19 protein-coding genes and 3 pseudogenes are annotated in these 19,909 nt (G+C 70.6%); 17 read left to right on the top strand and 5 right to left on the bottom strand.

Translation table 11 applies throughout. The features are described from left to right. Positions 1-87 precede the first annotated feature (87 nt). The 3 genes and pseudogenes from O9280_RS02575 to plsB all read left to right on the top strand — a co-directional run. Positions 88-981, top strand: coding sequence for an HAD family acid phosphatase (locus O9280_RS02575; RefSeq protein ID WP_298338325.1), 894 nt, complete (start codon positions 88-90; stop codon positions 979-981). Between the two features lie 83 nt (positions 982-1,064). Further along, positions 1,065-2,018: a hypothetical protein gene (locus tag O9280_RS02570; RefSeq protein ID WP_298338323.1), complete on the top strand. Its 954-nt coding sequence runs from the start codon at positions 1,065-1,067 to the stop codon at positions 2,016-2,018. Between the two features lie 50 nt (positions 2,019-2,068). Beyond that, positions 2,069-4,567 (top strand): annotated as a pseudogene (gene plsB, locus O9280_RS02565) (glycerol-3-phosphate 1-O-acyltransferase PlsB); the annotation flags it as partial. Positions 4,568-4,579: 12 nt separating this feature from the next. Here the strand turns inward: plsB and O9280_RS02560 are convergent. Next, positions 4,580-4,786 carry a DUF465 domain-containing protein gene (locus O9280_RS02560; RefSeq protein ID WP_298338321.1) on the bottom strand — a complete coding sequence of 69 codons (207 nt, stop codon included), beginning with the start codon at positions 4,784-4,786 and terminating at the stop codon, positions 4,580-4,582. Between the two features lie 154 nt (positions 4,787-4,940). Between O9280_RS02560 and ttcA the strand changes: the two are divergent. The 7 genes and pseudogenes from ttcA to O9280_RS02525 all read left to right on the top strand — a co-directional run. After that, a pseudogene (ttcA, locus tag O9280_RS02555) lies at positions 4,941-5,747 on the top strand (tRNA 2-thiocytidine(32) synthetase TtcA); the annotation flags it as partial. Between the two features lie 89 nt (positions 5,748-5,836). Further along, positions 5,837-6,460: a DUF2238 domain-containing protein gene (locus O9280_RS02550; RefSeq protein ID WP_298338319.1), complete on the top strand. Its 624-nt coding sequence runs from the start codon at positions 5,837-5,839 to the stop codon at positions 6,458-6,460. 21 nt (positions 6,461-6,481) lie between these two features. Further along, on the top strand, positions 6,482-7,390 hold the full coding sequence (locus tag O9280_RS02545; protein ID WP_297865285.1) for a recombination-associated protein RdgC: 909 nt from the start codon (positions 6,482-6,484) through the stop codon (positions 7,388-7,390). Positions 7,391-7,483: 93 nt separating this feature from the next. Then, positions 7,484-8,110 (top strand): outer membrane beta-barrel protein, encoded by a 627-nt coding sequence (locus O9280_RS02540; protein ID WP_298338317.1) that lies wholly within the window; start codon positions 7,484-7,486, stop codon positions 8,108-8,110. Between the two features lie 164 nt (positions 8,111-8,274). Further along, positions 8,275-8,778 (top strand): nuclear transport factor 2 family protein, encoded by a 504-nt coding sequence (locus O9280_RS02535; RefSeq protein ID WP_298338315.1) that lies wholly within the window; start codon positions 8,275-8,277, stop codon positions 8,776-8,778. Continuing rightward, positions 8,757-9,602 carry a SprT family zinc-dependent metalloprotease gene (locus O9280_RS02530; RefSeq protein ID WP_343228717.1) on the top strand — a complete coding sequence of 282 codons (846 nt, stop codon included), beginning with the start codon at positions 8,757-8,759 and terminating at the stop codon, positions 9,600-9,602. The genes O9280_RS02535 and O9280_RS02530 overlap by 22 nt, the downstream gene beginning before the upstream one ends. Before the next feature lie 91 nt (positions 9,603-9,693). Continuing rightward, complete coding sequence (locus tag O9280_RS02525) at positions 9,694-10,269, top strand: hypothetical protein (RefSeq protein WP_298338313.1); 576 nt, start codon at positions 9,694-9,696, stop codon at positions 10,267-10,269. Here O9280_RS02525 and O9280_RS02520 read toward each other — a convergent pair. Further along, the gene (locus O9280_RS02520) at positions 10,266-11,117 is read right to left on the bottom strand and encodes an alpha/beta hydrolase (protein ID WP_298338311.1); all 852 of its coding nucleotides are present in this window, start codon (positions 11,115-11,117) and stop codon (positions 10,266-10,268) included. The two genes, O9280_RS02525 and O9280_RS02520, sit on opposite strands and share 4 nt — an antisense overlap. Beyond that, positions 11,110-12,132: a ferrochelatase gene (hemH, locus tag O9280_RS02515; protein ID WP_298338308.1), complete on the bottom strand. Its 1,023-nt coding sequence runs from the start codon at positions 12,130-12,132 to the stop codon at positions 11,110-11,112. The genes O9280_RS02520 and hemH overlap by 8 nt, the downstream gene beginning before the upstream one ends. 122 nt (positions 12,133-12,254) lie before the next feature. Between hemH and O9280_RS02510 the strand changes: the two genes are divergently transcribed. The 5 genes and pseudogenes from O9280_RS02510 to O9280_RS02490 all read left to right on the top strand — a co-directional run bounded on the left by O9280_RS02510 (position 12,255) and on the right by O9280_RS02490 (position 14,992). Next, a complete protein-coding gene (locus tag O9280_RS02510) occupies positions 12,255-12,935 on the top strand; it encodes a lipid-binding SYLF domain-containing protein (protein WP_298338306.1) in 681 nt (226 codons plus the stop codon). Between the two features lie 69 nt (positions 12,936-13,004). Beyond that, positions 13,005-13,229 carry a twin-arginine translocase TatA/TatE family subunit gene (tatA, locus tag O9280_RS02505; protein WP_298338304.1) on the top strand — a complete coding sequence of 75 codons (225 nt, stop codon included), beginning with the start codon at positions 13,005-13,007 and terminating at the stop codon, positions 13,227-13,229. Positions 13,230-13,254: 25 nt separating this feature from the next. Beyond that, a pseudogene (tatB, locus tag O9280_RS02500) lies at positions 13,255-13,506 on the top strand (Sec-independent protein translocase protein TatB); the annotation flags it as partial. An 89-nt stretch (positions 13,507-13,595) separates the two neighbouring features. Then, entirely contained in the window at positions 13,596-14,339 is a 744-nt protein-coding gene (tatC, locus tag O9280_RS02495; RefSeq protein ID WP_298338302.1) for a twin-arginine translocase subunit TatC, read from the top strand. After that, positions 14,336-14,992 (top strand): RDD family protein, encoded by a 657-nt coding sequence (locus O9280_RS02490; RefSeq protein WP_298338300.1) that lies wholly within the window; start codon positions 14,336-14,338, stop codon positions 14,990-14,992. Before tatC ends, O9280_RS02490 begins: the two co-directional genes overlap by 4 nt. A gap of 27 nt (positions 14,993-15,019) precedes the next feature. Here O9280_RS02490 and O9280_RS02485 read toward each other — a convergent pair whose 3' ends face one another. Continuing rightward, entirely contained in the window at positions 15,020-15,988 is a 969-nt protein-coding gene (locus O9280_RS02485) for a hypothetical protein (protein WP_298338298.1), read from the bottom strand. Between the two features lie 38 nt (positions 15,989-16,026). Continuing rightward, complete coding sequence (locus O9280_RS02480; protein ID WP_298338377.1) at positions 16,027-16,704, bottom strand: glutamine amidotransferase; 678 nt, start codon at positions 16,702-16,704, stop codon at positions 16,027-16,029. A gap of 131 nt (positions 16,705-16,835) precedes the next feature. Between O9280_RS02480 and glyQ the strand changes: the two genes are divergently transcribed. Next, on the top strand, positions 16,836-17,774 hold the full coding sequence (gene glyQ / locus O9280_RS02475; RefSeq protein WP_298338296.1) for a glycine--tRNA ligase subunit alpha: 939 nt from the start codon (positions 16,836-16,838) through the stop codon (positions 17,772-17,774). Further along, positions 17,771-19,858 (top strand): glycine--tRNA ligase subunit beta, encoded by a 2,088-nt coding sequence (gene glyS / locus O9280_RS02470; RefSeq protein WP_298338294.1) that lies wholly within the window; start codon positions 17,771-17,773, stop codon positions 19,856-19,858. The genes glyQ and glyS overlap by 4 nt, the downstream gene beginning before the upstream one ends. Positions 19,859-19,909: the final 51 nt, after the last annotated feature.

The following is a 19,909-nucleotide window of genomic DNA, read 5'->3' as shown; positions in this document are numbered from 1 at the left end:
ACCGCCGGCAGGCCCGCCACGAAGCCGCCACGACACCGCCGCTAGACTCCCGCCCTCCTTTCGATCCGACCCCGCAAGCGCCCCGCCATGACCCGTCTTCGCTCCGCCGCCCTCGTCCTCGCCCTGTCCGCGGCCCTCGCCGGGTGCCAGACCGTCGCCGAGGCCCCCGCGGCCACGCCGATGCCCAAGCCGGCGGCGTCCGAGCCGGCGGTGCCCGCGCACGACAACCTGAATGCCACGGCGTGGGTGCAGTCCTCGGTCGAGGCGCGCATGGCGCACCGGCAGGCCTGGCGCAGCGCCGAGCGACTGCTCGACGCCGCCCTCGCCGATGCCTCGTGGGACGCCCTGACGCCGAACGACCGCGTGGCGCCGGTCGCCGGCCTGCCGCCGGCGATCATCGTCGACGTGGACGAGACCGTCCTCGACAACAGCCCCTACCAGGTGCGCCTGATCCGCGAGGACGGCAGCTTCGACGACGCCACCTGGAACGCCTGGGTCGACGAGGCCCGCGCCACCGCCGTCGCCGGTGCGCCGGAGTTCGCGCAGGCGGCGGCCAAGCGCGGCATCACCATGATCTACCTGACCAACCGCGAGCACGCGAAGTCGGCCGTCACGCGCCGGAACCTCGAAGCCGTGGGCTTCCCGCCGGCGGCGGAATCGCAGTTCCTCGGCCTCGGCGTCGAGACGCCGGGCTGCGTGCCCAAGGGCAGCGACAAGGGCTGCCGCCGCCAGTTCGTGGCTCGGCGCTACCGCGTGCTGATGCAGTTCGGCGACCAGCTCGGTGATTTCGTCTCCGTCGCCGACAACGGCCTCGAGGCCCGCGCCACGCAGCTGCAGGGCTTCGACGCCTGGGTGGGGCAGCGTTGGTTCATGTTGGCCAACCCGAGCTACGGCAGCTGGGAGTCGTCCCTGTACGGCAACGACCGCAGCCTGTCGCGCGACGCCCAGCGCGCGGCGAAGCGGGCGGCGCTGCGGGACTGAGGCGCCGGCCCGGGCGCCGAACCAAGGCTTAAGGGGCGATCTGCTACCCTCCGCCGTCCTTCGAGCTGCGCTGGATTTTTCCCTTGCTGACGCCTTGGACCCGTCCCCTGTCGACCCGCGTCGGCCGCGTCGGCCTGCTGCTCGCCCTGTTGGCGCTAGCGGCCTGCCAGCGTGACGCCGAGCCCGTGCCGGGCGCGCCCGATGAGCCCGTCGCCGCCGTGGAAGCGCTGGCCGAAGCCCTGCGCGAGGGCGACCTGAAGCGCTATGCCGAACTCAGCCTACCGCCGGCGATGCACGCCCAGCAGAAGGCGCTGTGGCGCCAGCAGGTGGCGGCGAAGAATCCGGTCGATGCCGAGCAGGCGCAGCGCTATGCCGAGCTGATGGCCCAACTCACCGCGCCCGATGCCGAGGCCGCGCTGTGGGCCAAGGCCGAGCCGAAACTCGTCGCGCTCGAACAGGAGCTCGGCCCGAAGTGGACGCTCGGCGTCACCATGCTGTCGGGCTTCGCCACCACCGCGATCAGCGCCAGCGAGACGATGAGCGAGGCCGAGAAGGGCCATGCCACCGGCGTCGTCACGGCGCTGGCCGAATGGGCCGGCGACCAGGCCCAGTTCACCGATCGCGAGCGCGCAAAGCAGGCCTTGGGCGTCGCGGTGCGCACCGCCCGCGAGCTGGACCTGCCGGACGTCGCGGCCATCGAGGCGCTGGAGTACGACCCGATGCTCGAGAAGGCCGGCGTCGCCTTCCGTGCGTTCAAGGAAGTGGTGTCCGCCTACGGCATCGATGCCGATGCGGCCTTGTCGCAGGTGCAGGCCGAAGTGATCGCCATCGACGGCCCGAGCGCCTTGGTGCGCGTGCGCTACCCGCTGCTCGGCCAGGAGGTCCGCTTCGAGCAGCCGATGCGCCAGATCGACGGCGGCTGGTACCGCGAGGACGCCATTGAGGCGCTGGAACGCTCGGTGGCTGAACTGGACGCCGCGCCGGCCACTGGGATGGCCGATTCAGCGGCTGCGCCCGCCGCCGCGCCGGCGAACTGACGCGCGAGCGCCGCCCGATGGCTACTGATTCGCCCGTGACCGGCTACGTGCGTCCGCCCTGGTGGGCCCGCCTGCTCGAGTGGTTGCTGAACCCGTGGATCGAGATCACCCGCGATCCCGACGTGCCGCCGATCACGCTCGACCGCCCGGTCTGCTATGTGCTCGAGCACTACGGCATCAGCAACATGCTGATCCTCGACCGCGCCTGCCGCGAAGCCGGCCTGCCGTCGCCCTTGGCACCGCTGCCGGGTGACCCGCTGGGCCGTGGGCGCGCCTACGTGGCGCTGTCTCGGCGTCGCAACGGCAGCATCGGCCGTCCGGCCAACAAGACGCACTCCGACGCGCTCGCGCGCCTGCTGATGGCGCATCGCCTGAACCCGAAGCAGGACGTGCAGCTGGTGCCGGTGTCGATCCTCGTGGGCCGCGCCCCGGACCGGCAGAGCGGCTGGTTCTCGGTGCTGTTCTCCGAGAACTGGGCCCTCGTGGGCCGCTTCCGGAGGCTGTTGGCGATCCTGCTCAACGGCCGTGGCACTGTGGTGCGTTTCTCCCCCGGCTTCCCGGTGCGCGAGATCCTCACCGAGGAGCTTCCGCACGAGCGCGCCGTGCGCAAGACCGCGCGCGTGCTGCGCGGCCACTTCCGCCGCGTCCGCGAGGCCATCATCGGGCCGGATCTTTCCACGCGCCGCCTGCTGGTCGACCGCGTGGTCGACGCCGAGCCAGTGCGCAAGGCGATTGCCGACACCGCACGCCGCGAAAACTCCACGCCGGCCGAGGCCTGGAAGAAGGCCTACAAGTACGCGTGGGAGATCGCGGCCGACTACTCGCACCCGGTGGTGCGCTCGTTGAGCTTCGGCCTCACCGCGTTCTGGAACCGCATCTACGACGGCGTGCAGATGCACCACCTCGACAGCCTCAAGGCCGTGGCGCCCGGGCGCGAGGTGATCTACGTGCCGAGCCACCGCAGCCACATGGACTACCTCTTGCTGAGCTACCTGCTCTACAAGAACGGCATCGTCCCGCCCCACATCGTGGCCGGCATCAACCTCAACATGCCGGTGATCGGCCCGATCCTCCGTCGCGGCGGCGCGTTCTTCATCCGCCGCAGCATCAAGGGCAATGCGCTGTATGCCGCCGTGCTCGGCGAGTACGTGGCGCAGCTGGTGGGTGAAGGCTTCTCGATCGAGTACTTCATCGAGGGCGGCCGCTCGCGCACCGGACGCCTGCTGCAGCCCAAGGGCGGCATGATCGCGATGACCCTGCGCGCCTTCCTGCGTGCGCCGCGTCGCCCGGTGGTGTTCCAGCCGATCTACATCGGCTACGAGAAGCTGATCGAGGGCGACAGCTACCTCGACGAGCTCACCGGCCGGCCGAAGCAGAAGGAAAGCATCGGCGCCCTCGTCGTCGCCGCGATGGGCACGTTGCGGCGCCGCTACGGCCAGGTGGCGGTGAGCTTCGGCGAACCCATCCATCTCAGCGAGGTCCTCGCCGAGCGCGCCGAAGGCTGGTCCGGCGAGGCGCTGGGCCCCGATGCCAAGCCCGAGTGGTTCGGCGACGTTGTCGACGACATCGCCCAACGTATCCACGTCAACATCAACCGCGCCGCCGACGTGAACCCCATCAACCTGCTCGCCGTGGCCCTGCTGGCCACGCCGAAGCACGCGATGGATGAGGCCGACCTGCTGGCGCAGCTCGCGCTGTCGAAGAAGCTGCTCGCCGCGCTGCCCTACAGCGACCGCGTCACCGTCACGCCGATGTCGCCCGAGCAGATCGTGGCCTACGGCGAGACGATGGGCGTGATCCGCCGCGTGAAGCACCCGCTCGGCGACGTGTTCTCGATGGAAGGCGACACCGCCGTCCTGCAGAGCTACTTCCGCAACAACGTGCTGCACCTGTTCGCCGCACCGGCGTGGATCGCGCTGTGCTTCCAGAACAACCGGCGCATCAGCCGCGCCGGCGTGCTGCGCCTGGGCAAGACGATCTACCCGTTCATCAAGGCCGAGCTGTTTCTGCCCTGGAACGACGCCGAGTTCGCCGAGCGCCTCGATGCCACGATCAACCTGTTCGTGGCCGAGGGCCTGCTCTCGGTGGCCAGCGAGGACGACGGCGGCTTCCTGACCCGCGGCCCGGGCCAGACCGACGAGGTCTTCCGGCTCCGTGCGATCGCGCACTCGCTGCAGCAGGCCTTCGAGCGCTACTTCATCGCCATCGCCACCCTCGTGCGCCGCGGCCCGCGCAGCATCAGCGCCAGCGAGCTGGAGAGCTTCTGCCAGCTGGCGGCGCAGCGCCTGTCGCTGCTGTACGCGCCGGCCGCGCCGGAGTTCTTCGACAAGACGCTGTTCCGCGGCTTCATCGCCAAGCTGCGCGAGCTCAACCTCGTCTGGCTCTGCCCGAACGGCAAGCTCGACTTCGACGAGGCGCTGATGGCCTGGGACAAGGACGCCAAGATCGTCCTCGGCCGCGAACTGCGCCAGACCATCACCCACATCACCGGCGAGACCGGCGGTGGCGGTGGGCGCACGACCGGCGAGCGGCCCGCGTTCAAGGGCTGAGGGCGGCGCGCCTCAGGCGTCGAGGTCGGGGATCAGCTGGTTCTCGATCCGGGCGATCTGGTCCTTCACGGCCAGCTTCCGCTTCTTCATGCGCTTGAGCCGCAGCTCGTCGCAGTCCGGGCTGGCGGCCAGCGCGGCGATGGCGGCGTCGAGGTCGCGGTGCTCGCTCTTGAGCTCCACGAGGCGGTGCGCGAGTTGGCCGGGGTCGTAGGGGTGCATGCCGCCCCCGAGCCTACACCCGGCCGTCGGGCTCCGGGCAGGGGGGGGCGCCTCAGGCGGTAGAATGGCGCCCCACGTCGCGACACCCTGCTGCCCCATGGCCCTCGCCGAGACGCGCCCCGCCCCCGCCGCAGGCGACGCGCATGAACTCCACAGACTGCAGAAGCGCCTGCGCCACCAGGTCGGCCAGGCCATCGCCGACTTCGGGATGATCGAAGAGGGCGACCGCGTCATGGTCTGCCTCTCCGGTGGCAAGGACAGCTACACGATGCTCGACGTCCTGCGCCAACTGCAGGCCAAGGCCCCGGTACGCTTCGAGCTGGTCGCCGTGAACCTCGACCAGAAGCAGCCGGGCTTCCCCGAGCACGTGCTTCCCGAGTACTTGGAAAGCATCGAGCAGCCCTTCCACATCCTCGAGCAGGACACCTACTCGGTGGTGAAGCGCGTCGTGCCCGAGGGCAAGACGATGTGCTCGCTGTGCTCGCGCCTGCGCCGCGGTGCGCTCTACACCTACGCCGAGCAGAACGGCTTCACCAAGATCGCGCTGGGCCACCACCGCGACGACCTGCTGGCCACCTTCTTCCTCAACCTGTTCTTCCACGCGAAGCTGAGCGGCATGCCGCCGAAGCTGCAGAGCGATGACGGCAAGCACACGGTGATCCGCCCGCTGGCCTACGTGAAGGAGGCCGACATCGCGGCCTATGCCGAAGCGAAGGCCTTCCCGATCATCCCCTGCACGCTGTGCGGCTCGCAGGAGAACCTGCAGCGCAAGGTCGTGAAGCGCATGCTCGATCAATGGGAGAAGGAATCGCCCGGCCGCCTCGAGACGATCAGCCGCGCGCTCGGCGACGTGCGCCCCTCGCAGCTTTCCGACCGGACCCTGTTCGACTTCATGGCGCTGGGCCGCCGCGCCGATGCACCGCTGCCCGACCCGGAGGCCTGGATGGCCCATTCGCCGGCCGCCGCCGATGACGAGGCGACGCCGGCCGCGCCGAAGCCCGATGCCCTGGCCGCGCTGCGCGCCAAGGCATTCGACCCGATCTGGAACCCGTGAGCAATCCGTCGTTGCGTTCGCCCGGCGCGCTGGCCTGGGGCGCGGTGTTCCTCGCCGTGCTGGCGTGGTCGGCCATCGGCCCGAAGGATCGGCTCACCTGGTGGCTGGAGGTGGCCCCCGCGCTGGGTTTCTTCGCGGTACTGGCCGCCACGCGCGCGCGCTTCCCGTTGACGCTGCTGCTGTACGTGCTGGTGCTGCTGCATTCGATCATCCTGATCGTCGGCGGCCACTACACCTATGCCGAAGTGCCGCTCGGCGACTGGGTGCGCGATTGGATGGATGGCACCCGCAACAACTACGACAAGCTCGGCCACTTCGCGCAGGGCGTCGTGCCCGCGATGATCGCCCGCGAGCTGTTCCTGCGCCTCGGCGTGGTGAATGGCGCCGGCTGGCGTGCTTTCCTTATCGTCGCCTTCTGCCTCGGGTTCTCGGCCTTCTACGAACTCATCGAGTGGTGGGTGGCGCTGATGTCGAACGAGGCCGCCGAGGCGTTTCTCGGCACCCAGGGTTACGCCTGGGACACGCAAAGCGACATGGCCTGGGCCGGCTTCGGCGCCATGCTCGCGCTCGCGACGCTCGGCCGCTGGCACGACCGCCAGCTCGCCGCGCTTCCCCGCTGAATTCTCTTTTCCAGGATCCGCATGTTCTTCCGCAACCTCACGTTCTTCCGCTTCCCGTCCTCGCTCAACGCCGCGCTGGAAACCCTCGAAGACCGCCTCGTCGAGCACCCGCTCAAGCCGGTCGGTCCGCTCGAGCTCGGCAGCCGCGGCTTTGTGCCACCGATGGGGGGCGAGGGCACGGCGATGACGCATCGCCTCGGTGACTTCACCTGGGTGAGCCTCGGCCGCGAAGACCGCCTTCTGCCCGGTGCGGTGGTGAACGACGCGCTGGCGAAGAAGCTCGCCGAGATCGAAGCGAAGGAAGGCCGCAAGCTCGGCGGCAAGGCGCGCAAGCAGCTCAAGGACGACCTGATCCACGAGATGCTGCCCAAGGCCTTCATCAAGGGCTCGCGCACCTCGGCCTCGATCGACCTCAAGCACGGCATCGTCGCCGTCGACGCGTCGTCGAAGAAGTCGGCCGAGAACGTCGTTTCCGAACTGCGCCACGCGATGGGCAGCTTCCCGGCGGTGCCGGTGAATCCCGAAGTGTCGGTGCGCGCGGTGATGACCGGCTGGCTCACCGGCGAGCCGCTGCCCGAGGGCCTCACGCTCGGCGACGAGTGCGAGCTGAAGGATCCCGTCGATGGCGGCGCGGTGGTGAAGGCGCAGCGCCAGGAGCTCACCGCCGACGAGATCACCAAGCACCTCGAGACCGGCAAGCAGGTCACCAAGCTCGCCCTCGTGCTCGACGACCATGTGAGCTTCGTGCTCGGCGAAGACCTCATCGTCCGCAAGCTGAAGTTCCTCGACGGCGCCGTCGACCAGCTCGAGAACACCGAGCGCGACTCGCTGGCCGCCGAGCTGGACGCGCGCTACGCGCTGTTCAGTGCGGAACTGCACACGCTGTTCGGCGTGCTCGAGAAGGCGCTGAAGCTCAGCCGCGTCGACTGATCCACGGCGTCATCCCGATTCGAAATTCCCCGCCATGACGGCGGGTCACCGGCCGCCGCCCTCGCGACGGCCATTCCACCAAGGAGCGTCACGATGAACCGCACCACCCTCTCGGCCCTGCTGGGCCTCGCCCTCGCCCTCGCCGCCGCCCCCGCCGCACAGGCCGCCGAGTCCCCCCTGTCCTACACCTACGTTGAGGCGCACTACAACAATCTCAACATCGACGTCGTCGATGACCTCGACCTCAGCGGCAATGGCGGCGGCATCAACGCCAGCCTCGCGTTCGGCGAAAGCGACTTCTACGGCTTTGCCGGCTACGAAACCGCCAGTGGCGAGTTTGTTGACGTGGACTTCGACCTTGGCCGCCTGACTGGCGGCGTCGGCTACGCGCTGCCGATCGACGAGCGCCTCCATGTCCTCGGTGAAGTCGCCTATGTCGACTACCGCGGCGAAGCCTCGCGCGATGGGGAGAGCGAGGACGCCAACGTCGATGGCTACCGGGTCAGCGTCGGCCTGCGCGGCTTGATGGCCGACAACCTCGAAGGCATCGCGAAGATCGGCTACACGCTCGTCGAGGATTCGGGCTACACGCTGTTCGATGGCGCAGTGGCCGAGATGGGCGTGCGCTGGCACATCGATCGCGCGTGGTCGGCCGGTCTGTCGACCGAGCTCGGGGACGGCATCAACAGCTTCAAGCTCGGCCTCCGCCTGCAGTGGTGATCCGCACCGGTGCCGGTCACCGTCGAGGTGACTCTGCTCCGGGCTGCGCACGACGCCCCGCTTCGGCGGGGCGTCGCTTTTTCCGCCGCCGCTCGTGCGCCGTCCGCCGCTCAAGAGCGCGCTAGACTTCCGGCAACCCCTCGCCAATCCGGCGGATGCCCACCATGACCGCCCCCGACGTGCTGCACGAGAACGCCCGCCGCATCGAGGCCTTCTACGCCGCCTTCGCGGCACTCGACACCAAGGGCATGGCTGCGCTCTATGCCCCCGACGTGCGCTTCGAGGATCCGGTCTTCGGCCTCGCCGGTCGCGATGCGGTGATGGCGATGTGGTCGATGCTCTGCGAGGCGGTGGAGGCGAAGGGCCGCGACGTCTGGTCGCTCGAGGCCAGTGCCATCCGCGCCGACGCCCACGAAGGCAGCGCGCACTGGGAAGCGCACTACCGCTTCAGCGCGACCGGCCGCCTCGTGCACAACCGCATCGATGCCACCTTCGTCTTTCGTGATGGCCTCGTGGTGCGCCACATCGACCAGTTCGACGTCTGGCGCTGGAGCCGGCAGGCGCTCGGCACGCCGGGGCTGTTGTTGGGTTGGAGTGGTGTCCTGCGCCGCAAGATCCGCGAACAGGCGGGCGCGCGCCTCGCCGCGTGGCGGCCCCGTCCGCGATGACGGCCGCGCTGCGCTCGCTCTTCGGCCTCGCTCCTGCGCCCGACGCCTCGCGCGAAAGCCTTCGCGTCGATTTCCTTCTTCCCGACGGATCGTCGGTGCCGCTGCATCGCGTGCGTGATCGTCGCGCGCGCCGCCTGCGCCTGACCGTCAGCGAGCGCGGCGTGCGCCTCTCGGTGCCATGGCGCGTCTCCGAGCGTGTGGCCCATGCCTTCGTGCACGACCATGCCGGTTGGATCGCGGCGCAGTGGCAGCGCTTCCGCGACACGCGCGTGGCCGTCGCCTGGCAGTTCGGCGCCGTCGACGCGCTGCCGCTGGGCAGCGAATCACTCCCGGTGGAATGGATGGAAGGGCGCAGCGCGCGGATCGAGCGCGTCGATGGCCCCAGCACGACGTGGCCGCAAGGTGGGGCGCGTCTCCAGTTCCACGCCTCGCGCGCGGCATCGGCCGCGACCTTGCGTCGCGCCCTGCTGGAGTTCTACGGCGCGGAGGCGCGTGCGGCCATCCATCGCTGGCTTCCGGCCTACCTGCCGGACCTGCCGCGCCCGCCGCGCGAGTTCCGCGTGCGCGCGCTGTCCTCGCTGTGGGGAAGTTTGGCGCCGGACGGCACCGTCTCGCTCGATCTCTCGCTCGTGCTCGGCCCGCCCTCGGCCTTCGAATACGTGCTGGTGCACGAGCTCTGCCATCTGATCCACGCCAACCACTCCGCGGCGTTCTGGCGCGAAGTGGAAGCGCGCAGCCCGGGCTGGCGCGAAGAGCGCACCTTCCTGCGCAGCGATGGTGGCCTCGGCCTGAAGGCGCAACTTCGTGCCTTGACCAAGGCTTGAGCGCCGGCTGAACCGTCCCCATGGATGGGGTGACGCGATCCGTCGCCGCCCGGCACTCTGTTGCCGCCCCCTCCCTCCCCCGAAGGTTCCCATGTCCCGCGCCCCGTTGCTGTCGCTCACCGCGCTTCGCGTCCTCGCCGTCACCGCCATTTCTTTCTCGCTGCTCGCCGCCTGCGGCAAGGCCCAGGAAGCCGCCGAGGAGACCGCCACCGAGGCGGTGGCGGAAGCGGCCATCGAATCGATGACTGATGCCGAGATCGACATCGAGGACGGTGGCCAGACCGTTTCCGGCGTGGACGAGCAGGGCCGCGCCTTCTCCGCCTCGCAGGGCGATGCCGCGGCGATCCCCGCGGACTTCCCGTCCGACGTGCTGGTGCCCGAAGGCCTCGTGCTCGACACATCGATGGTGGTCGGCGCCAGCAGCTTCGTCGGCGGAACGATGCCCGGCGATCTTGCCGAGCTGACCACCCGCATCGACGCGCACATGAAGGCCGCCGGCTGGACATCGCTGATGGCGATGAGCGAGCCCGGTTCGAGCACCCTGCTGTGGCAGCGCGACGATCGCAGCGTCAACTACATGATCGAAGCCAAGCCGGACGGCCAGCTCGGTGTGACGATCAGCCACGCCGTCGAGGAAAAGGCCCCGGAGGCCGACAACGCGCCCTAATCGCGCAGGAAATCCCGCAGCAGCGCGCCGATCTCCGGCGCGCGCTCCATGTGCACGTGGTGTCCGCCTTCGAGCACGTGCAGGTTCGCGTCGCGCAGGCAGGCGATGCGCTCGGCGCGAAGCGACGGCGGGAAGTAGGGCGGTGACGGCTCCGCCGCCACCAGCAGCGTCGGCGCGTCGATGGCCTGCAGGATCGCGCGGATCGCGGCTTCCGGCAGGCGCGTCGACGAAGGCAGGCGCAGGCGCGGGTCGGAGCGCCATGACCAGCCACCCGACACCGCCTGCAGGTTGCGTTCGACGATCAGGCGCGCGTCCGCTTCGCGCATCGGCGTCGCCTGCAGGCGCGCGGCGAGCGCGGTGTCGATGTCCTTGATCACGCGGGGTGCGTCCTCGCGACGCGCGTCCAGCGCACGGCGCGCCGCCACGGCCTCGCGCAAGCGCGTGCCGGCACTCTCCGCCGGGCCGCCCAGGGGCCCGAGGCCTTCCACCAAGGCGAGTTTCGCCACGCGCTCCGGCGCGGCGGCCGCGAGCGTGCTGGCGAGCGTTGCGCCCATCGAGTGCCCCAGCAGGTGGGCGCGTTCCCAGCCGAGCGCGTCGAGCGCGTCGAGCACGTCGTGCAGCCAGTCGACGTAGACGTAGTCGTACCCGGCGGCGCGATGCGCGGAAGCGCCGTGCCCCGGCAGGTCGAGCGCGACGACATCGAAACCTTCCAGCGACGCCGCCAGCGGCACGAAGCTCGCGGCGTTGTCGAGCCAGCCGTGAAGTGCGAGCAGCTTCGGGCCGTCGGGGTCGCCGAAGCGCAGCGCGGCCAGCTCGCCGCGACCGCCGGGCAGGCGGATCTCACGCATCGGACCAGCCTGCCAAATGACGGCGCAGCAGCGCGGCCAGCGCGTCGACGTGCGCGGCATCGTCGTTCAAGGCCGGCACGTAGCGCAGCGCCGTGCCGCCGGCCTCGACATAGGCATGGGCGTTCTCGGCCGCGATCTCCTCGAGCGTCTCGAGGCAGTCCACCGCGAAGCCCGGGCAGACCACGTCGACCGTGCCGGCCCTTTCGCGGCCCCACTGCTCGAGGGTCTTGTCGGTGTAGGGCTGCAGCCAGGGCTCGCGACCGAAGCGCGACTGGAAGGTGAGCGCCCATTCGTTCTCGCCGAGGCCGAGCGCCGCGGCGATGGCTTCGGCGCTGGCCCGGCACTGCGCGGCGTAGGGATCACCACCGGCGACGAAGCGCTGCGGGATGCCGTGGAAGCTCATCAGCAGGCGGTCGCCGCGGCCCTTCGCGGCCCAGTGCGCGCGGATGCTCTCGGCGACTGCGGCCACCCAGCCCGCATCGCGGTGGTAGTCCTGGATCAGGCGCAGCTCGGGCTGGCGGCGCCAGCGCATCACTTCGCGCATCACCGCATCGTGCGAGCTCGCCGAGGTGCTGGCGGCGTACTGCGGGTACAGCGGCAGCACGACGAAGCGGCGGCAGCCGTCGGCCTCCATCGCGCGCATGACGTCCGGAACGGACGGGTTGCCGTAGCGCATGGCCAGGCGCACATCGACGCCGGGCAGCGCGCGCGCCACGCCGTTGACGAGGCGCTGCGACAGCGCCAGCAGCGGCGAGCCTTCCGGCGTCCAGATGCTGGCGTAGTTCTTCGCCACCTTGGGCGAGCGCAGCGGCAGGATGATGAAGTGCAGCACCGGGCACCACAGCCAGCGGGTGAGGTCGACCACCCGGTGGTCGTGCAGGAACTCGGCCAGGTAGCGCCGAACGGCGGCCGGCGTCGGCGCATCGGGCGTGCCGAGGTTGACCAGCAGGACGCCGGTGCGGCCCGCGTCCTCGTTCGGCGTGGCGGTCGGCGCGGGGCGGAAAGCCGTGTGCATGCGGGTTCGGCGTCGGAGGCGGGGGGCCATTATGATCGGCCCGCGCGTCACGGCCGGGTTCATGCCCCGCTCAAGCGCGGTTTTCCACACTCGTTCGTCCCCAAATCCCCAAGGAGCGCCCCATGCGCCTGGTGCTGACCGCCCTGCTGGCCCTGATGCTGCCCTTCGCCGCGAACGCGCAGGAAAGGGAAATCCAACGCGCCGACAACGCCGTGCGCGTGCTCTCCGAGATCCTCGCCATCCCCGAGGAGTCCATCCCCGAGCGCCTGCTGCGCGAAGCCGAGGCGATTGCGGTGATGCCGGATGTGGTCAAGGCCGGCCTCGTGTTCGGCGGCCGCGGCGGCAAGGGCCTGATGGCCGTGCGTGGCAGCGACGGCACCTGGTCGAACCCCACCTTCATCACCCTCGGCGGCGGCAGCTTCGGCTTCCAGGCCGGCGTGCAGTCGGCCGACGTGGTGCTGGTGTTCCGCAACCGCCGCGGCGTCGACAACATCGTCAACGGCAAGTTCACCCTCGGCGCCGACGCCTCGGTGGCGGCCGGCCCGGTGGGCCGCAGCGCCCAGGCCAGCACCGACGGCCAGCTGAAGGCCGAGATCTACAGCTACTCGCGCGCCCGCGGCCTGTTCGCCGGCATCGCGCTCGATGGCGCGGTGATCGCCATCGACAACCGCGCCAACCGCCGCGTCTACGGCCGCGACGTCACCGCGCGGATGATCCTCGAGAACCGCGTCCGCCCGCAGGTGAATGCCGTCGTCGGCTTCCGCGACAAGCTCGAGGAAGCCAGCGCGCAGGCCGCGCGCTGAGGCGAGGCGGCGGTCATCGGGCCGCCTGCCGGACGGGCTATCCTTGGCCCCTGACTTCGGAGCACGTCCATGCTGGGATTCCGCGAACTCGTCATCATCCTCCTGATCGTGCTGGTGGTTTTCGGCACGAAGCGGCTGATCAGCGCCGGCGGCGACCTCGGCAAGGCCATCCAGAGCTTCAAGAAGGGCATGCGCGAGGCGCAGGACGAGCCCGCCAAGCTGGATCCGCCCGCACCGCAGCCGGGCGTCGATGCCGCCACCGAGCGCAAGGAAAACGACCGTCCCGGCGCCTGAGCGCCGGCGCGGCTGACCCACCGCCATGTTCGAGCTCGGCTGGCTGGAGATCGGCATCATCGGGGTGATCGCCTTGGTGGTGCTCGGCCCCGAACGCCTGCCGAAGGCGGCGCGTTTCGCCGGCCTGTGGGTGCGCAAGGCGCGCGCCCAGTGGTTCGCGGTGAAGTCCGAGATGGAGCGTGAGCTCGCTGCCGAGGATATGAAAGCCTCCCTGCAGGCCGAGCGCGAAGCGATCCGCGACGCGGTGAAGCAGCTCGACGACGAAGCGCGCGAGCTGCAGTCGGGCGTGGGCGATGCCACGCGCCTCGACGTCACGCCTCCGGCCGGCGCGAACGACCCCGCCGCCGACCCCAAGCCGCCCGTCCCATGAGCGACGACGCCGACACCGGCCTGGGCTTGATGGGCCACCTGCTCGAGCTGCGCATGCGCACGATGCGCGCGTTGCTGGCGCTGGGCGTCGCCTTCCTCGGCCTGCTGCCCTTCGCCAATGAGCTCTACGCGCGCCTCGCGGCGCCGCTGCTCGCGCACCTGCCCGACAGTGGCCAGCTGATCGCGGTGGATGTGGCCTCGCCGTTCTTCGCGCCGATGAAGCTCACGCTGTTCGTCGCCCTGCTGGTGGCCGTGCCCTTCATGCTCTACCAGGCCTGGGCCTTCGTCGCACCCGGGCTCTACCGCAACGAGAAGCGCCTCGCCCTGCCCCTGCTGGTCGCCGCGGTGCTGCTGTTCTACGTCGGCATCGCCTTCGCCTACTTCGTGCTGCTGCCGGCGATGTTCGCCTTCCTTACCGCGACGGTGCCCGAAGGCGTGACGATGATGCCGGACATCAACGCGTACTTGAGCTTCGTGCTGGTGATGGGGCTCGCCGCCGGCCTCGCCTTCGAGATGCCGATCGCGGTACTCGTCGCGCTGATGCTCGGCTGGGTCACGCCGGCGCAGCTCTCCGAATGGCGCGGCTACGTCATCGTCGTCATCGCCATCCTCGCCGCACTGCTGACGCCGCCCGACGGTCTGTCGATGGTGCTGCTGATGATCCCGATGTGGCTGCTTTACGAGGCCGGCCTGCTGGTGGGCCGTGTGCTGGTGCGCGCCAAGCCCGCCGAAGTGGCATGAGTGCGGCGGCGTTCAAGGCGCGCTATGCCGCCTACAGCCTCGATCTCGTCCTGCTGTCGCCGTTCGTCACCGCCGCGGCCTGGCGGCCCCTGCAGGTCGCGCATTCGGCGTGGGGGGGCATGGAAGGCGCCATGCAGCTCGCGCTGGATCGCGCGTTCGGGGCCGGGCACATCGCCCTGCTCGACCTCGCTGGTGCGTTGCAGGCCGATACCGTCTTCATGGCGGCGATGACGCAGGGCATGGAGGCGTTGCTCGCCTCGCTGCTCAGCGCGGGCCTCTGGGCCTGGATCGTGGTGGCCGCGTACTTCGTGGGCTTCGAGGCCTCGCCGTGGTGCGCCACGCCGGGCAAGCGCGCGCTGGGCCTGCGCGTGTTGGCGAACGACGGCGGCAAGGCGGGCCTGCCGCGCGTGCTGCTGCGCCTCCTCGCCGCGGGGCCCAGCTGGTTGCTGCTCCACCTCGGCCATGCGCTGGTGATGTTCCGCGACGACCATCGCGCCGGCCACGACCTCGCGGCGGGCACGCGCGTTGACGGCGATGCGGTGATCCCGGCTTGGGCGACGGCGTGGCTGGGCCTGCAGGTCGCCGCCGTGGCGGCGCTGCTGGGCTGGGTGGCGTGGACGGCAATGCAGGCCGTGCTGGTGCTCGGCCTCTGAGCCCCGGCGTTCGGCCGGGGCCGCGGATCAGGCTTCGAAGCCGGCGATCTCGGGGCGGTCGCCCGAGGCGTCGGGGCCCGCGCCGTCGTCACAGGCTGCGCGCCAACCGTTCAGCGTGAACCCGTAGCTGATCGCCGAGAACACCACGGTGAAGGCCAGCACCATGGCCATCGCGACCACACCACCGACCAGCGGGCCCAAGAGCGAGGCGAGGGCCACGACCGCCGCCACCACGAGGCCGAAGAGCCCGGCCACGAGCAGGCCGGGCAGCAGCAGGGCCGCCGCGAACACGAACAGCGGCAGCGCGTTGAGCGCGGCCGCACGCAGGCCGCCGAGGATCGCCGCCACCGGCGGCGTGCCGCGCATCGCCACCGAGACGAGCGCCCAGCCGAGGCCCAACGCGACCAAGGACCACAGCGGCAGGAAGGCCAGCAGCACGAGAATCGCGCCGCCCAGGCCGTCCGGCGGCTTGGGCAGGGCGTCGGGCTGCATCGGCACGCCGCTCTCCTGCGCCTTGGCCTGCAGGGCCATTACCTGCTCCAGCCACGCCTGCAGGGCCTGCAGCGTCTCGAGGCCGGCCACCGCGGCCATCGTCATCATCATGGTGAACAGGATGGCGAACATCAGCACGTAGCCGAGCACGGTGACGAGCACGATCGCGCCCCAGCTGCCATCGCGAAAGCCGTCGCCGATTTGCGCGACAGCCACTGGGCGGCCCTGCTCGGCGCCGTCCAGCAGGCGGTAGATGCCGGCGACCAGCACCGGCGAGATCGCCAGCGTCACGATGAGGCCGATGGCCTGGAACAGCAGCTGCACGGCCATGCCCGGCGGCGAGCCGGCCAGCGTCATGAGCTGGATCGGCAACGACGGCAGGAAGCCGACCGCCACCGTGAAGAGGATCGCCGAGATGATCACGGCGGGCTGGTGGCGGCCGACGTCGACGGCGTCGATCAGCCAGCGGAAGGGGGCGGTCAGGCCGGCCCAGCGGGGCGTCATGCGGTGAAGTTCCGGGGAGGAAGGAAAGGGTCGGGCGCTCAGCCGTGGCGCTGCGCGAGGGCGTGGCGGACGAAGCGACGCAGCACGTCGCGCGCGGCCGGGGCGGGGCGCACGGACTCTAGCATCCGCACGTGGCAGTGCCCTTCGCGCTTCAGCGCCTCGCGCCGCGCATCGATGTAGCCGCGCATGTGCACGACGCCGAACTCGGGATGGAACTGCAGGCCCCAGACCCGTTCGCCGAGGCGGAAAGCCTGGCAACCGTCGAGCGCGGAGCGCGCCAGCACCACCGCGCCCGGTGGTGCGCTGAGCACCGTCTGCAGGTGCGTGGTCTGCGCTGGGAATTCGCTCGGCAGGTGCTTGAACAACGGGTCGTGCGCGGCCTCGGCATGCAGGCGCACCGGCACCGTGCCCATCTCGCGGCCCTCCGGGTTCCAGGCCACTTCGCCGCCGAAGGCCTGCGCGATCAGCTGGTGCCCGTAGCAGATGCCGAGCATGGGCAGGCCGTGCTCGGCCGCGCGCCGCAGCCAGTCGGCCGTGGCTTCCGACCAGGGCTCGCGGTCGGTGACCATCGCGCCCGAGCCGGTGACGATCACGCCCGCATACCCCGCGGGATCGGGCGGTGCGTGGCCGTCGAGCACCGGCACGACCTGCGCCGCGTGGCGCCCGAGGCCGGCCGCGGTGCGGATCAGGTGCGGAAACGGGCCACGGCGCCGCATGCTGGGCACGGGCCGGCCGGTTTCGAGGATCAGGAAGGAGGCGCGGTGGCTCAAGTGGCGATACGGCGGGAAATCAGGCGGGATGGGCCTCGCGGCTATACTGGCGCGTCAACTTTCCTGCGTCGAGACCGATGTCCGCCCCCACCTTCCAGGAACTCATCACGCGCCTGAACGCCTACTGGGCCGAGCAGGGCTGCGTGCTGATCCAGCCGCTCGACCTCGAGGTCGGCGCCGGCACCTTCCACCCCGCCACCTTCCTGCGCGCGCTCGGCCCCGAGGCCTGGAACGCCGCCTACGTGCAGCCCTCGCGCCGCCCGGGTGACGGCCGCTACGGCGAGAACCCGAACCGCTTGCAGCACTACTACCAGTACCAGGTGGTGATGAAGCCGAACCCGGACAACATCGCCGAGCTGTACTTCGGCTCGTTGAAGGCGCTCGGCATCGACCCGCAGGTGCACGACCTGCGCCTCGTCGAGGACAACTGGGAATCGCCGACGCTCGGCGCCTGGGGCCTCGGCTGGGAGGTGTGGTTGAACGGCATGGAGGTGACGCAGTTCACCTACTTCCAGCAGGCCGGCGGCCTCGAATGCCGCCCGGTGACCGGCGAGATCACCTACGGCCTCGAGCGCCTGTGCATGTACCTGCAGAGCTGCGACAACGTCTACGACCTCATCTGGACGCGCGGCCCGCAGGGCGACGTGACCTACGGCGACGTGTTCCTGCAGAACGAGCGCGAGCAGAGCGCCTACAACTTCGAGCACGCCGACGTGGCCGAGCTGTTCCACCGCTTCGACGCCTGCGAGAAGGAAGCGCTCAAGCTCGTTGAACTCGGCCTGCCGCTGCCGGCCTACGACCAGGTCTGCAAGGCCTCGCACAGCTTCAATCTGCTCGACGCGCGCCGCGCCATCTCGGTGACCGAGCGCCAGCGCTACATCCTGCGCGTGCGCACGCTGGCCCGCGCGGTGGCCGAGGCCTACCACGCGCAGCGCCAGAAGCTCGGCTTCCCCGGCGTGAAGGACGCGGGGGAACGCGCCCGACTCGGCCTCGACACGCAGGAGGCCGCGGCATGAGCGCCTCCCTGCTGATCGAACTCGGCGTCGAGGAGCTGCCGGTCAAGGCGCTGCCCGAACTGGCGCAGGCATTTGCGCTCGAGTTCTCTTCCGGTCTCCAGCGGCGTGGCGTCCTGCACGTGCTGGATCCGCATCCGCTTTACTCCCCGCGCCGACTGGCCGTCCTGCTGCGTGACGTTGCCGCCGAGCAACCCGAGCAGCGCTCGGAAGTGCTGGGCCCGTACCTCAACATCGGCCTCGACGCGAACGGCGCGCCGACCAAGGCGCTGGAAGGTTTCGCGGCCAAGGCCGGCGTGGCGTGGAGCGAGCTCGAGCGCACGACGGATGCGAAGGGCGAGCGCTTCGTGCATCGCGCGGTGAAGCCGGGCGCGCGCACCGTCGACCTGCTGCAGGCGGTGCTCGACGAGGCCCTGAAGGCCATGCCGATCCCGAAGCCGATGCGCTGGGGCGCGCACGAGCACGCCTTCGCGCGGCCGGCGCTGTGGCTGGTGGCGCTGTACGGCGCGGACGTCGTGCCGCTGGTGGCCTTCGGCAAGACCGCCGACCGCATGAGCCGCGGCCATCGCTTCATGCACGACAAGGCCGTGTGGGTTTCGGATGCCGACGCCTACGTCGAGGCGATGCGCGGCGCGAAGGTGCTGGTCGATGCCGATAAGCGTCGCGACGCGATCCGCGCCGAGGTCGAAGCTGCCGCCGCGCAGGCGGGCGGCGCCGCCCGCATCACCGAGGACAACCTCGAGCAGGTGAACGGCCTCGTCGAGTGGCCGAAGGCCGTGCTTTGCGGCTTCGAGAAGGCCTTCCTGCGCGTGCCGCAGGAAGCGCTGATCTCCACGATGGAGGCGAACCAGAAGTTCTTCCCGGTGCTCGACGCGCAGGGCCGCATCACCGAGGCCTTCATCGGCATCGCCAACATCGTTTCCACGAACGAAGTGGAAGTGCGCAAGGGCTACGAGCGCGTGATCCGCCCGCGCTTCGCCGACGCCGCCTTCTTCTTCGACGAGGACCTCAAGCAGGGCCTGTCGGCGATGAATGCCGGCCTCGCCACGGTCACCTACCAGCAGAAGCTCGGCAGCTACGCCGACAAGGTGGCGCGCATCGCGCAGCTGGCCCGCGCGATCGCCACGGCGCTCGACGACGACGCCGATCTCGCGCAGGTCGCCGCGCTGCTGTGCAAGGCCGACCTGCAGAGCCGCATGGTCAATGAGTTCCCCGAGCTGCAGGGCATCGCGGGCCGCTACTACGCCGCGCACGACGCCGGCCTCGCCGAGCTGCCGGCCGAGGCACGTGCTGCCGTCGCCGTGGCGCTGGACGAGGTCTATGCGCCGCGCTTCGCCGGCGACGCCATCGCGGCCTCGCGCCTGGGCCAGGTGCTGGCCCTCGCCGAGCGTCTCGACACGCTGGCCGGCGGCTTTGCCGCGGGCTTGAAGCCCTCGGGCAACAAGGACCCCTTCGCCCTGCGCCGCAACGCGCTCGGCCTCGCCCGCACGCTGATCGAGGGCGGGCTCGACCTCAACCTCGTCGGCATGCTCGAGGCCGCGAAGGCCGCGTTGCCCGCCGGGCTGGTGCTCGACACCGGCGAGCTCTACGACTTCATCCTCGACCGTCTGCGCAGCTACTTCGCCGACCGCGGCGTGGGTGCGGCGCTGTTCGACGCCGTCGCGGCGACGAAGCCGGTCTCGCTCGCCGATTTCGCCGAGCGGCTTTCGGCGCTGCAGCGTTTCGCCGAGCTTCCGGAAGCCGCCGCGCTGGCCGCGGCCAACAAGCGTGCGCGCAACATCCTGAAGAAGGTGGAGGGCGCGCTGCCGGAAACCATCGATGCCTCGAAGCTCCTCGAGCCCGCCGAACGCGAGCTGCATGCGGCACTCGTCGCCGCGCTGGCCGACACCGACGCCTCGCTGGCCGCGCGCGATTACGTCGCCGTGCTGAGCCGTCTTGCGCTGCTTCGCGCGCCGGTCGATGCGTTCTTCGACGGAGTGATGGTCATGGCCGAGGACACCGCGATCCGCGACAACCGCCTCGCCCTGCTGAAGGCCTTGGCCGACCGCTTCGCCGCAGTGGCCGCGATCGAGCAGCTCGCCACCTGAGCCCTGTGCCGCCAGCCCCACGCTGCCGGAGGCATCCCTTCGCGCGCCTAG

The organism is Silanimonas sp. (genome assembly GCF_027531545.1).
In the GTDB taxonomy this organism is placed as follows: Bacteria; Pseudomonadota; Gammaproteobacteria; order Xanthomonadales; family Xanthomonadaceae; genus Silanimonas.
This window is presented reverse-complemented; position numbering and strand designations above follow the sequence as displayed.

Excerpts from the sequence above, each read along its gene's own strand:
- O9280_RS02575 (WP_298338325.1), top strand. The coding sequence starts at position 88 with ATGACCCGTCTTCGCTCCGCCGCCCTCGTCCTCGCCCTGTCCGCGGCC.
- O9280_RS02560 (WP_298338321.1), bottom strand. The coding sequence starts at position 4,786 with ATGCACCCCTACGACCCCGGCCAACTCGCGCACCGCCTCGTGGAGCTC.
- O9280_RS02545 (WP_297865285.1), top strand. The coding sequence starts at position 6,482 with ATGTTCTTCCGCAACCTCACGTTCTTCCGCTTCCCGTCCTCGCTCAAC.
- O9280_RS02540 (WP_298338317.1), top strand. The coding sequence starts at position 7,484 with ATGAACCGCACCACCCTCTCGGCCCTGCTGGGCCTCGCCCTCGCCCTC.
- O9280_RS02535 (WP_298338315.1), top strand. The coding sequence starts at position 8,275 with ATGACCGCCCCCGACGTGCTGCACGAGAACGCCCGCCGCATCGAGGCC.
- O9280_RS02525 (WP_298338313.1), top strand. The coding sequence starts at position 9,694 with ATGTCCCGCGCCCCGTTGCTGTCGCTCACCGCGCTTCGCGTCCTCGCC.
- O9280_RS02520 (WP_298338311.1), bottom strand. The coding sequence starts at position 11,117 with ATGCGTGAGATCCGCCTGCCCGGCGGTCGCGGCGAGCTGGCCGCGCTG.
- hemH (WP_298338308.1), bottom strand. The coding sequence starts at position 12,132 with ATGCACACGGCTTTCCGCCCCGCGCCGACCGCCACGCCGAACGAGGAC.
- O9280_RS02510 (WP_298338306.1), top strand. The coding sequence starts at position 12,255 with ATGCGCCTGGTGCTGACCGCCCTGCTGGCCCTGATGCTGCCCTTCGCC.
- tatA (WP_298338304.1), top strand. The coding sequence starts at position 13,005 with ATGCTGGGATTCCGCGAACTCGTCATCATCCTCCTGATCGTGCTGGTG.
- tatC (WP_298338302.1), top strand. The coding sequence starts at position 13,596 with ATGAGCGACGACGCCGACACCGGCCTGGGCTTGATGGGCCACCTGCTC.
- O9280_RS02490 (WP_298338300.1), top strand. The coding sequence starts at position 14,336 with ATGAGTGCGGCGGCGTTCAAGGCGCGCTATGCCGCCTACAGCCTCGAT.
- O9280_RS02485 (WP_298338298.1), bottom strand. The coding sequence starts at position 15,988 with ATGACGCCCCGCTGGGCCGGCCTGACCGCCCCCTTCCGCTGGCTGATC.
- O9280_RS02480 (WP_298338377.1), bottom strand. The coding sequence starts at position 16,704 with ATGCGGCGCCGTGGCCCGTTTCCGCACCTGATCCGCACCGCGGCCGGC.
- glyQ (WP_298338296.1), top strand. The coding sequence starts at position 16,836 with ATGTCCGCCCCCACCTTCCAGGAACTCATCACGCGCCTGAACGCCTAC.
- glyS (WP_298338294.1), top strand. The coding sequence starts at position 17,771 with ATGAGCGCCTCCCTGCTGATCGAACTCGGCGTCGAGGAGCTGCCGGTC.